The organism is Fundidesulfovibrio magnetotacticus, from assembly GCF_013019105.1.
Taxonomy (GTDB): domain Bacteria; phylum Desulfobacterota; class Desulfovibrionia; order Desulfovibrionales; family Desulfovibrionaceae; genus Fundidesulfovibrio; species Fundidesulfovibrio magnetotacticus.
In genome coordinates this window covers 263,113-279,044 of the sequence record NZ_BLTE01000001.1, presented here as the reverse complement: position 1 = coordinate 279,044, position 15,932 = coordinate 263,113, and the positions used below count along the sequence as shown (strand labels likewise).

Annotated in this window: 17 protein-coding genes and 1 pseudogene; 6 read left to right on the top strand and 12 right to left on the bottom strand. The window is 68.8% G+C overall.

Translation table 11 applies throughout. The features are described 5' to 3' along the window. The first annotated feature begins 32 nt into the window (after window positions 1–32). The 3 genes from NNJEOMEG_RS01325 (at window position 33) to NNJEOMEG_RS01315 (ending at window position 3,425) form a co-directional block, all read left to right on the top strand. Window positions 33–911, top strand: coding sequence for a deoxyribonuclease IV (locus NNJEOMEG_RS01325; protein ID WP_235956786.1), 879 nt, complete (start codon window positions 33–35; stop codon window positions 909–911). Window positions 912–984: 73 nt separating this feature from the next. After that, a complete protein-coding gene (locus NNJEOMEG_RS01320; protein ID WP_173080531.1) occupies window positions 985–1,872 on the top strand; it encodes a hypothetical protein in 888 nt (295 codons plus the stop codon). 41 nt (window positions 1,873–1,913) lie between these two features. Further along, window positions 1,914–3,425: an AMIN domain-containing protein gene (locus NNJEOMEG_RS01315; RefSeq protein ID WP_173080529.1), complete on the top strand. Its 1,512-nt coding sequence runs from the start codon at window positions 1,914–1,916 to the stop codon at window positions 3,423–3,425. Between the two features lie 259 nt (window positions 3,426–3,684). Here the strand turns inward: NNJEOMEG_RS01315 and NNJEOMEG_RS01310 are convergent, their stop codons facing one another. From NNJEOMEG_RS01310 to rpmH, 6 genes and pseudogenes are all read right to left on the bottom strand, one after another. Further along, window positions 3,685–4,107, bottom strand: coding sequence for a hypothetical protein (locus tag NNJEOMEG_RS01310; RefSeq protein ID WP_173080528.1), 423 nt, complete (start codon window positions 4,105–4,107; stop codon window positions 3,685–3,687). 225 nt (window positions 4,108–4,332) lie between these two features. Next, entirely contained in the window at window positions 4,333–5,502 is a 1,170-nt protein-coding gene (locus tag NNJEOMEG_RS01305) for a protein jag (RefSeq protein ID WP_173080527.1), read from the bottom strand. Window positions 5,503–5,511: 9 nt separating this feature from the next. Beyond that, window positions 5,512–7,116: a membrane protein insertase YidC gene (gene yidC / locus NNJEOMEG_RS01300; RefSeq protein ID WP_173080526.1), complete on the bottom strand. Its 1,605-nt coding sequence runs from the start codon at window positions 7,114–7,116 to the stop codon at window positions 5,512–5,514. A gap of 10 nt (window positions 7,117–7,126) precedes the next feature. Next, window positions 7,127–7,390 carry a membrane protein insertion efficiency factor YidD gene (yidD, locus tag NNJEOMEG_RS01295; RefSeq protein ID WP_173080525.1) on the bottom strand — a complete coding sequence of 88 codons (264 nt, stop codon included), beginning with the start codon at window positions 7,388–7,390 and terminating at the stop codon, window positions 7,127–7,129. 62 nt (window positions 7,391–7,452) lie between these two features. Next, window positions 7,453–7,812 (bottom strand): annotated as a pseudogene (rnpA, locus tag NNJEOMEG_RS01290) (ribonuclease P protein component); the annotation flags it as partial. 14 nt (window positions 7,813–7,826) lie between these two features. Next, window positions 7,827–7,964 carry a 50S ribosomal protein L34 gene (gene rpmH / locus NNJEOMEG_RS01285; RefSeq protein ID WP_173080524.1) on the bottom strand — a complete coding sequence of 46 codons (138 nt, stop codon included), beginning with the start codon at window positions 7,962–7,964 and terminating at the stop codon, window positions 7,827–7,829. Between the two features lie 168 nt (window positions 7,965–8,132). Between rpmH and NNJEOMEG_RS01280 the strand changes: the two genes are divergently transcribed. The 3 genes from NNJEOMEG_RS01280 (at window position 8,133) to NNJEOMEG_RS01270 (ending at window position 10,034) form a co-directional block, all read left to right on the top strand. Next, window positions 8,133–8,786 (top strand): lactate utilization protein, encoded by a 654-nt coding sequence (locus tag NNJEOMEG_RS01280; protein WP_173080523.1) that lies wholly within the window; start codon window positions 8,133–8,135, stop codon window positions 8,784–8,786. A 247-nt stretch (window positions 8,787–9,033) separates the two neighbouring features. Then, the gene (locus NNJEOMEG_RS01275) at window positions 9,034–9,609 is read left to right on the top strand and encodes a flavodoxin family protein (protein WP_173080521.1); all 576 of its coding nucleotides are present in this window, start codon (window positions 9,034–9,036) and stop codon (window positions 9,607–9,609) included. Between the two features lie 56 nt (window positions 9,610–9,665). Beyond that, a complete protein-coding gene (locus tag NNJEOMEG_RS01270) occupies window positions 9,666–10,034 on the top strand; it encodes a hypothetical protein (protein WP_173080519.1) in 369 nt (122 codons plus the stop codon). A gap of 346 nt (window positions 10,035–10,380) precedes the next feature. Here the strand turns inward: NNJEOMEG_RS01270 and NNJEOMEG_RS01265 are convergent, their stop codons facing one another. The 6 genes from NNJEOMEG_RS01265 to NNJEOMEG_RS01240 form a co-directional block, all read right to left on the bottom strand. Beyond that, complete coding sequence (locus NNJEOMEG_RS01265) at window positions 10,381–11,352, bottom strand: alpha/beta hydrolase (protein ID WP_173080517.1); 972 nt, start codon at window positions 11,350–11,352, stop codon at window positions 10,381–10,383. 148 nt (window positions 11,353–11,500) lie between these two features. Continuing rightward, window positions 11,501–12,007 (bottom strand): peptidoglycan-associated lipoprotein Pal, encoded by a 507-nt coding sequence (pal, locus tag NNJEOMEG_RS01260; RefSeq protein WP_173080515.1) that lies wholly within the window; start codon window positions 12,005–12,007, stop codon window positions 11,501–11,503. Window positions 12,008–12,187: 180 nt separating this feature from the next. Further along, on the bottom strand, window positions 12,188–13,510 hold the full coding sequence (locus NNJEOMEG_RS01255; protein ID WP_173080513.1) for a beta-propeller domain-containing protein: 1,323 nt from the start codon (window positions 13,508–13,510) through the stop codon (window positions 12,188–12,190). A gap of 1 nt (window position 13,511) precedes the next feature. Further along, entirely contained in the window at window positions 13,512–14,678 is a 1,167-nt protein-coding gene (gene tolA / locus NNJEOMEG_RS01250; RefSeq protein WP_173080512.1) for a cell envelope integrity protein TolA, read from the bottom strand. A gap of 30 nt (window positions 14,679–14,708) precedes the next feature. After that, window positions 14,709–15,155 carry a protein TolR gene (tolR, locus tag NNJEOMEG_RS01245; protein WP_173080511.1) on the bottom strand — a complete coding sequence of 149 codons (447 nt, stop codon included), beginning with the start codon at window positions 15,153–15,155 and terminating at the stop codon, window positions 14,709–14,711. A gap of 1 nt (window position 15,156) precedes the next feature. Beyond that, complete coding sequence (locus NNJEOMEG_RS01240; protein WP_173080510.1) at window positions 15,157–15,912, bottom strand: MotA/TolQ/ExbB proton channel family protein; 756 nt, start codon at window positions 15,910–15,912, stop codon at window positions 15,157–15,159. Window positions 15,913–15,932 lie beyond the last annotated feature (20 nt).

Genomic DNA, 15,932 nt, shown 5'->3' with positions numbered 1-15,932 from the left:
GAACTCCACAACAGATTTCGGGGCAGGGAGGCATGATGAAGACGCAACAGCGCATTTTCGGGGCTCACGAGTCGGCTGCCGGCGGCGTTGCGCGCGCCGTGGAGCGCATCCGCGCCGCCGGAGGCGACGCCTTGCAGCTGTTCACGCGCAATCAGCGCCAATGGGAGGCCCCGCCCGTGTCTCCGGGCGAGGCCCAGGCCTTCGCCCGCGCCCTGGAGGACTGGGGGCCGCATCCCGTGGCCTCTCACGCCTCCTACCTGATCAACCTGGCCGCGCCGGGCGAGGAGCTGAGCGCGCGCTCCACGGCGGCCCTGGCGGCGGAACTGGAACGCTGCCGCGCCCTGGGGATCGGGCTGGTGGTCCTGCATCCGGGGGCGCGCACGGGCTCGGGGACGGAAGAGGCCCTGGACCGCGCGGCCGCGAGCCTGGATGCCGCGCTGGAGGCGGCGGACGGCGAAGGCCCCCTGGTGCTACTGGAGAACACGGCCGGGCAGGGCTCCACCCTGGGGGGCGACCTGGGCGAGCTGGGGGCGATCATCGAACGTTCCCGGCATGCCCATCGCCTGGGCCTGTGCTTCGACACCTGCCACGCCTTCGCGGCTGGCCACGACGTGCGTTCCCCGCAGGGGCTGGACGCGGCCCTGGCCCGGCTGGACGCCTCCCGGCTGCGCCTGGTGCACGTCAACGACAGCAAGGGGGCGCTGGGGTCGCGCCTGGACCGGCACGAGCACATCGGACAGGGGGCCATCGGGCAGGGGGGCTTCGCGGCCGTGGTGAACCATCCCCTCCTGGCCGGGCTGCCCATGATCCTGGAAACGCACAAGGAAAAGGACCTGGAAGAGGACCGCATGAACCTGGCTGCACTGAGGGCGCTCGTCGCTCCCGGCCGCAGGGAACCAAAGCGTTCTTGACAAGCGCGTGCGGGGACAGGACAATCCGGGATCGGGTCGAGGACCCCGAACCCCTCAAAGAAAGGACACCGGCATGACCATAAGCCTCATCGCAACCGTTGGCGACGACGCGGCCCGCCTGGACGCGTTCCTGGATTCTGTGGCCGCCCAGACGCGCAGGCCCGACGAGGTGATCGTGCTCTTGACGGGGCGAGCCGCCGGGGCCGAAAGCATCGTGCGCGTGCACCCGCTGGGGGCCGTGTTCGCAAGCCTCCAGGCCCTGGCCCCCGAATCCCTCGCGGCCCTGGCGCACGGCGACGCCGTGGCCGTGGCCGACGCCTCCGCCGTGCTGGCGGCGGATTTTATCGCCCGGGCAGGCGCGCTTTCGGGTCGGGACGCGGCGGTCTTCCCCTGCGAGCCCATGGCCGAGACCCTCGAAGAGGCCTGCCGGGCCAGCGTGTCGCCGGCCGCCGGCGGGCGCTTCCTGGCCCTGGGCCGCCAGGCCTGGGAGATCGCGGCCGCGCGCCCCGGTTTCCTGGCCCTGGACGCCGCGCACGCCGTGTCGGCCCTTGAGGATGCGGGGCTTGCGCCCCACGCCCATTCCGCGGCGGCCGCCCGGGTGCGGCTGGCCCCGGACGCGCGTGCGCTCTACCACGAAGGCCGCCGCGCCACCGAGGCCGACGGCCGGGCGCTGGCCAACACCAAGAGCCATCTTCTGCGCCTGGGCCTCTACGCCGCCGGGCTGGAGATGCTGCTCATGGGGTTCTGGCGGGCTGTATGGGTCCTGCCGGTGCTGGCGGCCTACGCGCTCTACATGGCGGGTCCGGTGAAGGCCTACATGGCCGGAGGGCGCAGTCTCTGCCCCAAGGCCGCGGCCCTCATGACCTGGATGCGCCTCTCGCAGGACGCCGGGCGCATCGTGGGCTACCTGTCCGGGCTCAAGAGCGCCCACGAACTGCCCGAGGAGGCCCCGAAGCAGTGAGCGCCCCCAGCGCCCGCCGCCTTGAAGGGCGAATCTAGGCCGTGAAGACGCGCTGGTCCGGGCTGGCGCTTCCGGCGCTCCTGCTGGCGGGGGCCGTGGGGCTGGGCGTGGGCATCGCCCGCTACCAGCCGCGCGCGCCCCTGAAGGCGGAGCGCGTGGAGGCCCCGGCGCGTCCGGTGCAGTCCGGGCCTGCGCTCCCGGCCCCTGCCGGGTCGGGGGGCGCGCCGTCCGGGCTGTCTCCAGCGTCGGAGCCCGAAGCGCGTCCCGTGCCGGTAGAGGTCGCCGTGGCCCGCGCCGGGCGGCTCGCGCCCGGTCCGGTGACGGACGCGCCCGCCAGCGCGCGGGCAGCGCGCCTCGGGCGCAGCGTGGAGATCGGCCCGGCCCTGCCGGAGCAGGCCCCTGTCGCTGAAGCCTCCCCGCCGGACCAGGCCCAGGCCGCGTCCAGCGCCAACGCCCCTGCCGACGCGTCGGGCACACCGTCCGTTGCCGGGGGACCCGACAGCCCCCCCACTGCCGTCCCCGGAGAGGATGCTCCGGCGCGCGAGGCCGCTTCCCCCCCCGGGGCGCGGGCTGCCGGTGAAGCCGTCCCCGCGCCGCTTGCGGACGCCGCGCCGCTCCGGCCCTCCCAGGAGCCTCGAACCATCGCCCGCGCCGACGAAACGCCCCCAGCCCCGCCTGCCCCGGTCGCGGAGGAGGCCCCCGTGGCGGCCCCGGACGTCCGGCCCCCGGATGCTGCCGTCCCGCACGCTTCGGCTCCCCCACCATCCGAAGGGCCAGCTGCGGAGGCCCCGGAAGCGGCAGTCGTGACGCCTCCGGCTTCCCAGGCCGCCGGGGAGCACTCCCCGCGTTGCGAAGCGGCAGGGCCGCCCATGGACGAGACGGCCCCGCGCACGGAAGCGCCGGGGGCCCCGCCTGCCGCCATGCCGGAGTCGCCGCCGGTCCCTGGCCCGGATGTCGATCCAACCCCGGCCCCGGACCAGCCCATTGCTCGGGAGCAAACCCCGGCACAGGCCCCGGCTCCGGCACAGGCCCCGGCTCCGGCACAGGCCCCGGCTCCGGCCGTGCCCCCGGGCCAGACCCGGCCCGAGGCGTCCCCCAAGGGCGACGCGGTCCAGGGCAAGGCCCAGGGCGGCAGGGTGCTCGGGGTGCAGGTGGTCGTGGACGGGGACGAGGCGATGATGACCGTGCGCACGAGCGCCCAGCCCGAGAAGGTGGTGGTCTTTCAGGCCAGGGACCCGGCGCGCCTGGGCCTGGACATCCTGGGCGACTGGAAGGCCGACGGCGCGCGTTCCGGCGCGGTGGAGAGCGGCCCCTTCGAGCGCGTGCGCCTGGGCGAGCACCCCGGCAAGTTCCGGGTGGTCCTGGATTTCCGAGACAAGGAGGCCCAGGCCGCCGCGCCCAGGCTGGAGCCCGTTCCCGAGGGCGTGCGCGTGCGCCTGGCCCTGCCAAGGGAGCGCCGGGTTCCTCCGGGCTCCCGCCAGGATTCTGCGGGACCGGCTGCTCCGGGTGCGGAGCAACCCCGGGAGAAGCCGGACCCTGCCCCGGAACAATGACAAGGCGGAACAAGTCGCCGCGCAAGGTTTGTCGCGCGTGGCAGAGGCATCCGGGGGCTTCCGTGGTCGAAGGGGAGGGCGCGGACGACGCCTAAGAGACGGCGTGTTCCGGCGGCGGGCCGCGAACGCCCTTCGCGGCCCTGCCGAGGAGCCATCCCTGGCGTTGCACGGGCGCAGGCGCGCGCCGTGCCCACGCCCGTTGCCGCGGGGGGGCGGGCGGGGCGTGACCGGGCCGTCCGTGGCCCGGCGAAAGGTCGGACTATCCCTTGGCGGCGGAAGAACCCGTCTGGGACTTGGCTTCGGACATCATCCTCGCCAGTTCCTGCTGGAGCGCGGCCAGTTCCGTCTCGAGGCCCTTCACCATGCCCTGCTTCGCGCCGTCGGGAAGGCGGCTCTGCTGCACGGCGGCGATCTTCTTCTCCAACTCGTCGATCTTCTTCTTGATGCGCTCGATGGGATCCTGACTTTCGGAGGAATCACCGGAGTTCTCACCCTTGGCCTTGGCCATGATGCGCGAAAGCTCCTTGGCCGTATCGGAGATGCTGGCCGTGTCGCCGCCGGAAGTTCCCTGGGCCTGGTTGGCTTGCGCGCGGGACGAGGCGTCCTCTTCCCGGGCCTTCTTAAGGGCTTCCAGGGGGGACGTGCCGTAGCCGTATGAAGAGAGCGAGGAGATTGCGGTCATGTCTGATCCTTTGCGTACTCGCGCGGCCGGGGCCGCCTCGTTTCGGTGTGGGAAAATTCTTCCCCCGTTGGACGCAAAGCAGGGTCCGTGCCAGTGAAAAGGTTTCACCGTTGGGTCATTGCCGGGCGCATCCGATCCATCGGAGCCCGCGTGGACGACATCCGGTCGGCGCGAAAAGAGAAGGCCGGGCATGGCCCGGCCTTGAAGGAACATTGAAGGGGCCGCCTACTGGGCGGCTTCGGACTCGGAAGGGGGTTTGGGCTTGCGAGGCACGATGATCACGCGCTTCATGGGCCCCTCGCCCTTGGAACGGGTCTGGATGGTCTCGTCGGACTGCAAGGCCAGGTGGATCACCCGGCGGTGGTAGGAGCTGAGCGGCTTGGTGGACTGGGAGCGCCCCAGGTTCCTGGCCTTGTCGGCCAGGTAGAGGGCCATGCGGCGCAGGTTGTCGTCCTGCTTCTCGCGGTATTCACCGGTGTTGATCTGCACGCGCACCGGCGAGGTCCATGCCCGGGCCACGATGCGGTTGGCCAGGTACTGGAGGGCGGCCAGGGTCTGGCCCTCGCGGCCGATGAGCAGGCCGGAGTGCTCCTCGTCCAGGACGCTCACGCTCACGCGGCCTGCGCTGCCCTCGATGCGCATGGCGGGCTCCTGCTCCAGGATGGGCGTGAGGAGCTTCTTCATCACCTCTCCGGTCAGGGCGAGCAGTTCCGGCGAGGCCGGGGTGTCGTCGTGGATTTCGGGAGCATCGTCGTCCATGGCGTCCAGGGCGGCTTCGTCGCGGGGCGAGCCCTGCCGGGGGGCGGACTGCCGGGGGCGACGCTCGCCGCGTTCGCGCCGGGGCTGGCGCGCCTGGGCCTCGCCGTCGCGCGCTTCGGGCTGGTCGCCGGAAGCGGCCTGGGGCTCGCGTCGCTCCTGGGGCCGGGCGCCGTTGCGGGAACGTCCGCCCTCGCGGCGACCTTCCGGGCGCTGCCCGTTGCCGCGCTCCCGGCGATTATCGACCTGGCGGGCCGAGTCCTGCCGGTTGGCCTCGGCGGGAGCGGCCTCCTGGGAGGCATCCACCGCGGCGGGGGCCACGGTCGCGTCCTGCGTCTGGGGGGCCGACTCTGGCCTTGCGGCTTCCTGCCTCGCGGGCCTTGGGGCCTCGGGGCGGGGCGTGGCGGCTGCTTCGCGTCCGGCCTTGGCGTCCTGTTCCAGGAGCGCGGCCAGGGCCGGATCAATGCGGCGGCGGGCCTTGATCTGGGCCTTCTTCTTGCCCACGAGGCCGAAGATGCCGGTGGAGCCGCCGCTGACGATCTCCACCTCCAGCTTGTCGCGTTCCACGGCGAAGAAACGGCAGGCTTCGCCGATGGCGTCGTCCACGGTCTTGCCGGTGAACGTGTTGAAATCGCTCATGGCTTCACCCTACGCCTTCTTGGCCTGTGCGGGCGCGCTCCCCTTCATGAGCATTCCCTGCTGGGCGATGGAGAGCACGTTGTTCACGAGCCAGTAGATCACGAGGCCGGAAGGGAAATTGAGGAACATGAAGGTGAACACCACGGGCATGAAGAGCATGATCTTGGCCTGGGTGGGGTCGCCCACGGGGGGGGACATCCTCTGCTGGATGAACATGGTCGCGCCCATGATCAGGGGCGTGATGTAGTAGGGGTCCTTGGCGGAGAGGTCGGCCAGCCAGGGCAGGTCGGTGAAGGGCAGCTTGGCGATGAAGGCCGCGTGGCGCAGTTCGATGGAGTTGAGCAGGGCCTGATAGAGGCCGAAGAACACGGGGATCTGCACCATGATGGGCAGGCAGCCGCCGGCGGGGTTGACCTTGTAGGTCTTGTAGAGCTGCATGAGCTCTTCGTTCATCTTGGTGCGGTCTTCGCCGTGCTTTTCGCGGATGGCGGCCATGAGGGGCTGGATCTGGCGCATCTTCTCCATGGACTTGTAGCTCTTCTGGGAGAGCGGCCAGAAGGCTGCCTTGATGAGCACCGTGAGGATGATGATGGCGAGGCCGTAGTTGTGCACGTAGCCGTAGAGGAAGTGCAGCAGCCAGAGGCAGCCCTCGGCCAGGATGTGGAACCAGCCGTAGTCCAGGGCGGCCTTGAGGTTGCCTGGGGCCTGGGCCAGGGTGGAGCGCTCCTTGGGGCCGAGGTAGTAGCTGTTCTGCACCTTGACGGGCGTTCCGGCGGCCAGGGAGATGTTGTCGCGCTCGGCGGCCAGGCGGGTGACGCCGTCCACGTGCTGGAGCTTGAGCAGGGCGGGGGAGGCCGGGATGAGGGCGGAGATGAAGTAGTTGCTCTCCACGGCGGCCCACTGGCCGGAATCGACGATCTTGCCTTCCTTGAGGCCGTCCAGTCCGGTGATTTCCTCGAGGCTCTTGGTGTAGAAGGCGGCGCGGGTGGGGTTGTAGTTGGCCTCGCCGCCGGTGAGGCTGCCGGCCGCCAGGGTGAAGGCCAGCTTGGAGACCTGCGGAGCCTGGGAGACCAGGGTGACGGCCTCGTCGATCTCGTACTTGTCGGCGTGGAAGGTCAGTTCACGCTTGATGGTGATGCCGCCCACCGCGCCGGTGAAGGTGAGAGTGGCGGTGGAGCCGGGGGCCAGGGTGGTGTCCTTGGCGTCGGTGGTCCAGGCGGCGTCGCGCCAGGAGGCCTTGCCGTCCACGATAAGCCCCATGGGGGCCTTGGAAGCGGCCTGGGCCGAAACGAGGTCCATGTTGGGGGAGTTTTGGTCCAGGGAAAGCTTGTACTTGGAAAGCGTGAAGTGCTGGAGCACGCCGCCGGAGGTGAGCAGGGTCGCCTTGTAGAGCGGGGTGCTCACCACGATGGGCGAGCCGGGGAGGGGCTCCGCCTGGGCCATGGACGGGTCGGGCTTGGCGGCGGGTTTGGATTCCGCCTTCTGGCCCTGCTGCTGGGCCTGCTGGTCCGGGGCCTTTTGGATCAGGGAGTTCTGGGGGAAGAAGTATTGCCAGGCGATGAGGACGCCAAGGCACAGGGCGATGGCCAGCAGAACGCGCTTGTTGTTGTCCATGGAATACGTCCTATTTCGCGGCGTGCCGCGGGCTCGGGCGCGAGAAGGCGCCACGGCAGAAGGTTTGTGGGACGGGATCGAGGCCGGGAGCGCAAAGGGGCTGGCAACGCAGGATGCGCCAAGCGGTAAGGACCGACCCCCGCAAGGGGCCGTGGCGGAGCAACGCCTCGCGGGCGTACTCCGAGCAGGATGGAATGAACCGGCAATGCCCAGGAATCAAAGGAGAAAGGCAGTACCGATACACGGCGATGAGCGCCAACAGAAGCCTTTGCATAGTATCCCGAACCGGGCCTCGCGGCCCGGATTGTGGGTCCTTCGGACCCGTCCGGCCGGGCTTCAGGCGTCTGGGCGGCTTGCGTTGCGGTTCCGTCGGGCCTGGATTTTCTCAAGTACCGGCTCGAGGTCCTCGGTGAGGAGCTTGAGCGTCAGGCCGTGCACGTCCAGCTGTTTCTTGGGAACCGCTACGATGTCGATGCCGCCCGGAATCGCCGGGCCGTGGAGCCGGAAGAATTCCCTCAAAAGCCGCTTCACCCGGTTGCGTGTGGGGGCATGTCCTACCTTTCGGCTCACGGCCATCCCCAGCCTCCAGGGGCCGGGGGCTGGCCGGTCGAGCACGAAAAGCAGAAAGCCCCGCGAATGGTGGCGCCAGCCCCGCTCGTAACAGGCGAGGAAGTCGGAGCGCCGGACCAGATGAAGGGACTTGGGAAACCCTAGGCGCCCAGGCGTTTGCGACCCTTGGCGCGGCGGCGGCGGATGATCGCCCTGCCGTTCTTGGTCCGGGAGCGCACCAGGAAGCCGTGGGTGCGTTTGCGCCTGGTGTTGTGCGGCTGGTATGTTCTCTTGCTCATGCATGGTCTCCGTCGTGTCGGGGTGAAAAATGGAACTTGGCTTCATAGCCTCGATCGGCCTGGGTGTCAAGGGTAGCTTACATCCAGGACACTAGACTTGCCCCTGCCCCGGCGGTAAAGCCCCTGAGGAGTAAAGCCCTGCAACCCTTCTGTCAACAAGGACAAGCCATGCATCCGAAACTCAATGAGCATTATCTCGCCCGTCTGGAAGAGACCGCCAAGGCCCTGCGCAAGAACAACTTCGCCGCCCACGTGGCCGCCGACATGCAGCAAGCCAAGGAGCTGGTCCTGAACACCCTCATCCCGCGGATACAGCCCGGCTCCGTTGCCTTCGGCGGCTCCATGACCATCACCGAGTCCGGCCTCTACGACCAGGTGAAGGCCCTGCCCGGGCTCGCCTTTTTCGACACCTACAACTATGCCCTGCCCCCGGCGGAGATGATCGAACTGCGTCGCCAGGCCCTGCTCTGCGACCTCTTCATCACCTCCACCAACGCCGTCACGGCCCAGGGCGCGCTGGTGAACCTGGACGGCACCGGCAACCGCGTGGCCGCTCTGACATTCGGCCCCAAAAAGGTGATCGTGCTTGCGGGGCGCAACAAGATCTGCCCCGACGAATACGCCGCCATGGAGCGCATCCGCGACGTGGCGGCCCCCGTGAACGCCGCCAGGCTCTCCCGCAAGACCCCCTGCACCGCCACCCACCGCTGCGAGGACTGCCCCTCGCCCGAGCGCATCTGCAACACCTGGACGATCCACGTCAAATGCGCCCCCAAGGAGCGCACCACCGTGATTCTGATCAACGAGGAGCTGGGCTTCTAGTCGGCCCTCCCCCGGGAGACAGGGACGGGATTTCGTTGTATGGTGCGGCCGTGCGGGCCCGGGATGGCGCCACATTCCTGGTCCCCCCGTGCGCGGCGGCAGCGGGCCTTGCCCTGCCGATCAGCGAACCACCGCGCCCGGCGGACCGTCCCCACCGGGCGGCCCGCCGGGCGTCTTCGTGCCGGCGACGCAGCGGCAACCGGCCCAAGGCGTAACCAGGCGGAGCAAATCCGCGACCGGAGGAAGCATGAAGGTGCTGGCCATCAACGGCAGCGCGCGCAAGGACGGCAACACCGCCATCCTGGTGCGCGCCGTGTTCGAGGAACTTGAGAACGAGGGGATCGAGACGCGCATGGAGCAGTTGCACGGCCTGAAGCTCTCGGGTTGCGTGGCCTGCTACGAGTGCTTCAAGCGCAAGGACAAGCGTTGCGCCGTGACCAAGGACGCCTTGAACGGGCTCATCGAGGCCATGCTGGAGGCCGACGGCGTCATCCTGGCCTCTCCCACGTATTTCGCCGACGTCACGGCGGGCCTTCGCGCCGTCATCGAGCGCGCGGGGATGGTGGCCCGGGCCAACGGCGACATGTTCGCCCGCAAGACGGGAGCGGCCGTGGTGAGCCAGCGCCGGGGCGGCGGCATGCAGACCTTCAATTCGCTCAACGCCTTCTTCTTCATCAGCCAGATGGTCGTGCCCGGTTCGAGTTATTGGAACTTCGGCTTCGGGCGGGACATCGGACAGGTGGAAGGCGACCAGGAAGGCATGAAAACCATGCGCGACCTGGGCCGGAACATGGCCTGGCTCATGAAAAAACTGGCGTGCTGAACCCCGCGCTCTGGGCCGCGCCGCCCAACGGGACGCGGGCATCGGGAGTTTGCCCCATGCGCAAGACGGTTTTCCCTCTCGCGGCGTTCGCGCTGCTGGCTCTCCTCGCGTTCTCCCCGGCAGCCCTCGCCGCCGGGCCCGTGCACAAGGTCACCGTGTCCGGCGAGCACGGCAATCTTGTGGGGAAGATCGAGGAAGACGCCCCCAGGACCTACAGTTTCACGGGTTCGTTCACCCTCGCCGCCGCCTCGAAGCCCCGCTTCGCTTCCGGCGGGTTCAAGCTGGTCCTTGTGTTCTACCGGGACGGGGTCAAGGTGGACGAAGTGCAGACCCCCATGCGCCAGGTGGGCTCCATGTACGTGACGGAGCGGTTCCACTTCCGCCTCTGCTGCGAGTTCACGCGCGTGGGGTACGAGTTGAGGTGAGCCCGGGCTGACGCCCCGGGATCGCCTTCTCACCCCGTCGTCGAGAGTCGGCATCGACAAGAAGCGCCCTGCGCGAAGCGCAGCCTGGAGCAGGGCGGCTTTGCCGCCCGTGAGCGTATCTCACAAACCCCGCTTCGGGGTTTGTCTTCAAGCTGAAGCGCCCCGCGAGGGGCGCTTCTTGCTTGGTCGCCTGGTAGGCGGCTCGTGGAAAAAGTCGCTGCCTGCCGCCTTATCAAGGCCAGCGCGCAGGCAAAGGGCAGGGAAGAGGTCGGGCGCGAAACGTATCTCCACGGAGTGTGGTCCCGGCCTTTTCCCGGCGACGCAGCCGACGAAGAATCTCAAGAAGTTAAGCCATGCAGCGTCGCACGAAGGCCGCCACGGCCGCCACGGCCGCGCGAGCGGGAGGGGTGGCGGCCAGCGGGTTCTGCGCCGCGCAACCGTGCAGCGCGCCCAGGAGCCGCAGGGCCTGCACTTCCACGCCCGCCCGGGTGAGCAGACGGGCGTAGCGCTCGCCGTCGTCTCGCAGCACGTCCACCTCGGCCGTGAGCACCAGGGCCGGGGGCAGTCCCGTGAGGGCTTCAGGGTCGGCGCGCAGCACCGAGGCCGTGTCCTGGGCTTTGTCAGCCTCGTCCGGGCAGTATTGGTCCCAGTACCAGCGCATGGCCCCGCGGGTCAGGTGCGGACCCTCGGCGAAGCGCTCGTAGGAGGGCGTGTCGCAGGCCGCGTCGGTGACAGGATAGATGAGCGCCTGGCTGCGCAGGTCCGGCCCGCCCCGGCGCTTGGCCAGGATGGCCGTGGCGGCGGCCAGGTTGCCGCCGGAGCTGTCACCGCCCACGGCCAGGCGGGACGAGTCCAGGCCCAGGACCTCGCCATGCTCCGCCAGCCAGGAGACCACGGCGTGGCACTGTTCCAGGGCCACGGGATAGCGGGCCTCGGGGGCGCGGGCGTAGCGCACCATGACCACGGCCATGTTGAGGGCCTGCACCAGGTCGCGCCCGAGGCGGTCGTGGGTGTCGGGGCTGCCGAGAACCCAGCCGCCGCCGTGCATGTAGACGAGCGCCGGGAGCCTGCCCTGCGTTCCCGAGGGGCGCAACACCCGCACGGGAACGGCGCCCGTGGGGCCTCCGGGGATGGTCACGTCGTCGGAGAGGGCGCGGGGTTTGTCCACGGGCTGGGCCTGGGCGGTTTCGAGGCCCATGCGTGCCGCATCCACGGGGAGAGTGTCCACGGGGGGCAGGTTGGCGTCCTGGCGGGCCTTGAGCCACGCGGCGGTGACGGGGTCCAGGGCGAAGTCCTGAGGTCCGGAGTGCTGGGTCATGCTGTGCTTCCTGTGGTCTTGTGTTCTGCCGTAAGCATACCGCGAGCGGGTCTCCCCGCCAAGCCCCTGCCGGGCGTGCGCGCCTCCAGCAACGCGAAAGGCCGCGAGGTTTCCCTCGCGGCCTTGATGATGCGCGCAGTCTTGCGGGCTAGTAGCTGGGCTTGAACTCGTCGCGACGGTTCTTGGCCCAGGCGGCCTCGTTGTTGGCCGGATCGAGGGGGCGTTCCTTGCCGTAGCTCACGATGGAGAGCTTGGCGGTGGGCACGCCCAGGTTGACCAGATAGTCGGCCGCGGCGCGGGCGCGACGCTCGCCCAGGGCGAGGTTGTACTCGGCGGTGCCGCGCTGGTCGCAGTGGCCCTCGATCACGAGCTTGATCTCGGGATACTGCTTGAGGATCTCGGCCTTGCGGGTCAGGGTCTGGCGCGCTTCGGGCTTGAGGTCGTAGCGGTCGAAGTCGAAGTGGATCATGGTGCCCAGTTCGCCGGCCACGCGACCCAGTTTCTCACGCAGCTCGCGCTCACGGGCGAGACGTTCGCGCTCCTGCTCTTCCCAGTTGTCCTTGTCGGGGCCTGCCACCTGCTTCTTGGCGCAGCCGAAGCTCAGAAGGGACATGCACAGGATCGCCATGACGGCCAACAACAGTCTGTTCTTCATTTGGATTTTCCTCCTCTTGCGGTACTCGACGGTGCCACCCTCTACCGCGTTACGTCGGGCGATGAAAAAAACACACGCGTCCGACGGGGGCAACACATACTCTCTTGCATGAAAAAGGCAAGCGCCGCGCCGCCTCCAGGGAGAAAAAGGGTTCTCCCGGATGCGGCGCGGCGCAACACATCATTCCTTGGGGGCCACGGGGCTGAAGGCGGGCATGATGGCGTCTCCTTCACCGGTGGGAATCTGCACGGCGCCGTCGCCGTTTCGGGTGGTCAGGTAGAGTTTCTTGCCTCCGGCGCGGCTGGAGGAGAAGGCGATGAAGAAGGAGTCCGGCGCGAAGGTGGGGTTCTCATCGGAGCCGGGTCCGAAGCTGCACTGTTTTTCGGTGTCGGTGGCCAGTTCGTAGACGAAGATGCGGTGTCCGCCGCCCGCCTGCTTGGAGTAGGCCACGTACTTGCCGTCCGGGCTCATGGCGGGGTTGGTGTTGTACCCGGCCTTGGAGGCGCGGCGCACGGAGCCCGAGGCCAGGTCCTTCACGAAGACGTTGGGGTTGCCCAGCCTGTCGGAGACGAAGGCCATGAGGTTGCCGGACTGGTCGAAGCTGGGGGAAACGTCGATGGAGGAGTCGGCCACCAGGGTGGAGGCGGTCTGCTTGTAGGAGCTGTCCAGGGTGTAGATGTCGGTGTTGTGGCGGATGTTCAGGGCCACGGCCACGGTGCCGTTGGGCATGAAGTGGGGGCTGATCACGGTGGAGGAAGGCAGGGTGAAGACGTTGGCCTTGCCGCCGCTCCAGATGCCCAGGTAGTGCGAGGTGGAGCCGATGAGCGTGAAGCAGATGCGCCCGCCGTCCCAGGACCAGGCCGGGGAGATGGCCATGCCCAGGTCGCCGTAGCGGGTCACCTGGGCCAGTTCGCGGCCCATGGCGCCCACCATCCAGATGTCCTTGCCCTTACCGGAGGGCTTCACGAAGGCCAGCTTGGATTTGAAGATGCTGCCCTGTCCCGTGAGCAGGGCCATGAGCTCCATGCAGAAGCGGTCGGCCACCTCGGGGAGCTGGTCCCGCGTGACCCCGGCGTAGGCCTTGCCCAGGAGCATCTTCTGGGAGAACACCTCGTAGGCGCGCAGTTCCACGTCGCCCAGGCCCTTGCCGGGCTTCCACACCGAGGTGACCACCAGGTCCACCTTGGCCAGGGTGAAGGGCTTGAAGTCGATCTGGTCGGCCTTGGGGCCCGAGAGGGTCGCGCCGCCCAGGATGTCGGAATCGCTCATGATCTTGAGGAAGGGCATGAACGCGAGATTCTTGCGGATGAGCTCGTTGAGGTACTGGGCGTCCGAGGGCAGGTTGCCGTCGCCGAAGGGCTTGGACTGCACGATGTTCATGCGCGCCTGGCCAGGTCCCTGGATTTCGATGGCCAGGGTGTCCTGGGCGAGGGCGTCGGCGGCCATGGCCAGCGAGAGCAGCGTCGCGAGGGCGCAGGCGAGGAAAGCGCGGTTTCGAACCATGTCAGCGTTTTTCCTGTGAGTTGAATGTCAGTTCCAGCTTGCCCAGGTTCGCGGAGGGCGGCTTGGGCAGGTTCTCGGTGTCCTGGACGGCGCGCAGGGCCGAGTTGTCGAAATCCGTCCTGCCGGAGGACGAGACGAGACGGACCGATTGGATACGCCCATCGCGGTCGATTTGCAATTCCACCACGCAGACCAGCTTCAGGTTGGTGAACTGCGGGAAGCGCCAGTTCTGCTTGATGAGCTTTTCCACGATGCCGCCGTAGACTGCCTCCGAGGTGCCCGTGCCGCCCCCGGCCGTACCGCCGCCTCCGCCGCCTCCGCCGCCCTGTCCGGCCTGGCGGCGCAGCTTCTCCAGCTCCTGGGCCACGGTGTTGGAGCCCGAGCCGGTCTTGGACTTGGCGTCCTTGAGGGCTTGGTTGAGCACGTCCTGGCGCTCGCGCGCGGCGCGGTCCGCTGCGTCCTTGGCGGCCTTATCCTTGGCTGCCTTTTCGGCCGCGGCCTTGTCCGCTGCGTCCTTGGCGGCTTTATCGGCTGCGTCCTTGGCGGCCTTGTCCTTGGCGGCCTTGTCGGCTGCCTCTTTGGCGGCCTTGTCCTTGGCGGCCTTCTCCGCGGCCTCTTTTTCGGCCTTTTCCTTTGCGGCCTTTTCGGCGGCGGCCTTGTCGGCCGCCTCTTTGGCGGCCTTCTCGCGGGCGGCCTTCTCCGCGGCGATGCGCGCGGCCTCGTCGGCAGCGGCCTTCTCGCGGGCGGCCTTTTCGGCCTGGGCCTTTTCCGTCGCCGCCTTTTCGGAGGCGGCTTTCTCGGCGGCCACTTTGCGCGCGGCCTCGTCGGCAGCGGCCTTTTTGGCAGCATCCTCGGCGGCCTTTTTCGCGGCCTCCTGCTGGGCTTTGGCGGCGGCCTCGTCGGGTTTGGGCGGCTGAGGAATCTTCTCGGCCTCCTTGGGGCCCGGGGGCTGGGGCGTGTCGGGCTGGCCGGGTTGGCCGGGGCCTTCCCAGCCGGGGGCCGCGTCGGGCTTGGCGGCGGGTCCGGCGAGTCCGGGATCGAGCATCTCGAACTCGTAGACCGGGATGTCCAGACGGATCTTCCGCATCTCCAGGTTGGAGAGCAGAATGCCGCCCAACACCACGGTGAGGTGCAGGAAGACGGAGAAGAGCCAGCTCAGGTAGCGCATGGCGTCAGAAGGCGGAGGTCCGGGAGTGGATCATTTTTTCGGACGGCCCTGGGGTTTTTCTTCCTTCACGGCCTCGGGCTCGGCCACCATGCCGAGCTTGTCCACGCCCGCGCCCTTGAGCGAGCCCATCACGCGCACCACCGTGCCGTAGGGCACGTCCTTGTCGGCGCGCAGGAAGAGGAGCTTCTTCTGGTCCGTGACCAGCCGACGCACGTGCTGGGCCAGGTCGTCGAAGGAGACGGGGTACTCGTCGAGGTAGAGCGAGCCGTCCTTCTTGATGGTCAGTACGAGGTTCTCGGAGGTCTCGGGCAGGGTGGTCACGGTCTGCGTCTTGGGCAGGTCCACCTCCAGGCCCTGGGTCATCATGGGCGCGGTGACCATGAAGATGATGAGCAGGACGAGCATCACGTCCACGAAGGGCGTGACGTTGATCTCCGCGAGGAAGCCGTCGCCGCCCCCTCCGGTGGACATGCCCATGCTAGTAGTCCTCCCGGGCGCGGGCGCGGGGCGCGGCGGGGGCCTCGGCGCGGGCGGGCTGCTTGGGAGCCCAGCTCACTTCGCGCTGGATGCGGTTGAGGAAGGCCCCGGAGAAGCCGATGAGCTCGCGCTCGATGTGGCGGATGTAGCCCAGGAAGAAGTTGTAGGCCAGGGTGGCGGGGATGGCCACGCCCAGGCCGATGGCCGTGGCCACCAGGGCCTCGGAGATGCCGGGGGCCACGGCGGCCAGCGCGGCGGACTGCTGCAGGCCGATGGAATGGAACGAGTTCATGATGCCCCACACCGTGCCGAACAGGCCGATGAAGGGCGTGGCGTTGGCGCAGGTGGCCAAAAACGACAGGCTCTTGGTGAGCATGCCCAGCTCCGTGGAGACGGCCTGACGCAGGGTGCGGCGGATGTTGTCCATGGCCACGCGGGACTTTTCGGCGGGCTCGAGGTCCGCCTCCTCCATGCGCATGAGCTCCTCGAAGGCCTGAAGCCCCACGGCGTAGCAGGGCGAGGCTTTGTTCTGGCTCACGGCGCGCATGGCCATCTTGAGGTTCTCCGATTCCTGGAAGAGCCTCGCGTCGCGCGCGGCTTCCTTGCGGGCGGAACTGAGCGTGAAGAGCTTGATGAAGATGATGCTCCAGCTGGCCAGCGACATGGACACCAGCACGGCCATGACGAACTTGACCGTGGGAGTGGCCTTCATGAGCATTTCCAGGATGCCCCCTTGGGGCGTCAGCGTGTCGAGCATGGGATCACCTGAGTGGTTTG

Bases quoted from the DNA above. Each gene is read 5' to 3' on its own strand.
- NNJEOMEG_RS01325 (WP_235956786.1), top strand. From the start codon at position 33: ATGATGAAGACGCAACAGCGCATTTTCGGGGCTCACGAGTCGGCTGCC.
- NNJEOMEG_RS01320 (WP_173080531.1), top strand. From the start codon at position 985: ATGACCATAAGCCTCATCGCAACCGTTGGCGACGACGCGGCCCGCCTG.
- NNJEOMEG_RS01310 (WP_173080528.1), bottom strand. From the start codon at position 4,107: ATGACCGCAATCTCCTCGCTCTCTTCATACGGCTACGGCACGTCCCCC.
- NNJEOMEG_RS01305 (WP_173080527.1), bottom strand. From the start codon at position 5,502: ATGAGCGATTTCAACACGTTCACCGGCAAGACCGTGGACGACGCCATC.
- yidC (WP_173080526.1), bottom strand. From the start codon at position 7,116: ATGGACAACAACAAGCGCGTTCTGCTGGCCATCGCCCTGTGCCTTGGC.
- yidD (WP_173080525.1), bottom strand. From the start codon at position 7,390: ATGCAAAGGCTTCTGTTGGCGCTCATCGCCGTGTATCGGTACTGCCTT.
- rpmH (WP_173080524.1), bottom strand. From the start codon at position 7,964: ATGAGCAAGAGAACATACCAGCCGCACAACACCAGGCGCAAACGCACC.
- NNJEOMEG_RS01280 (WP_173080523.1), top strand. From the start codon at position 8,133: ATGCATCCGAAACTCAATGAGCATTATCTCGCCCGTCTGGAAGAGACC.
- NNJEOMEG_RS01275 (WP_173080521.1), top strand. From the start codon at position 9,034: ATGAAGGTGCTGGCCATCAACGGCAGCGCGCGCAAGGACGGCAACACC.
- NNJEOMEG_RS01270 (WP_173080519.1), top strand. From the start codon at position 9,666: ATGCGCAAGACGGTTTTCCCTCTCGCGGCGTTCGCGCTGCTGGCTCTC.
- NNJEOMEG_RS01265 (WP_173080517.1), bottom strand. From the start codon at position 11,352: ATGACCCAGCACTCCGGACCTCAGGACTTCGCCCTGGACCCCGTCACC.
- pal (WP_173080515.1), bottom strand. From the start codon at position 12,007: ATGAAGAACAGACTGTTGTTGGCCGTCATGGCGATCCTGTGCATGTCC.
- NNJEOMEG_RS01255 (WP_173080513.1), bottom strand. From the start codon at position 13,510: ATGGTTCGAAACCGCGCTTTCCTCGCCTGCGCCCTCGCGACGCTGCTC.
- tolA (WP_173080512.1), bottom strand. From the start codon at position 14,678: ATGCGCTACCTGAGCTGGCTCTTCTCCGTCTTCCTGCACCTCACCGTG.
- tolR (WP_173080511.1), bottom strand. From the start codon at position 15,155: ATGGGCATGTCCACCGGAGGGGGCGGCGACGGCTTCCTCGCGGAGATC.
- NNJEOMEG_RS01240 (WP_173080510.1), bottom strand. From the start codon at position 15,912: ATGCTCGACACGCTGACGCCCCAAGGGGGCATCCTGGAAATGCTCATG.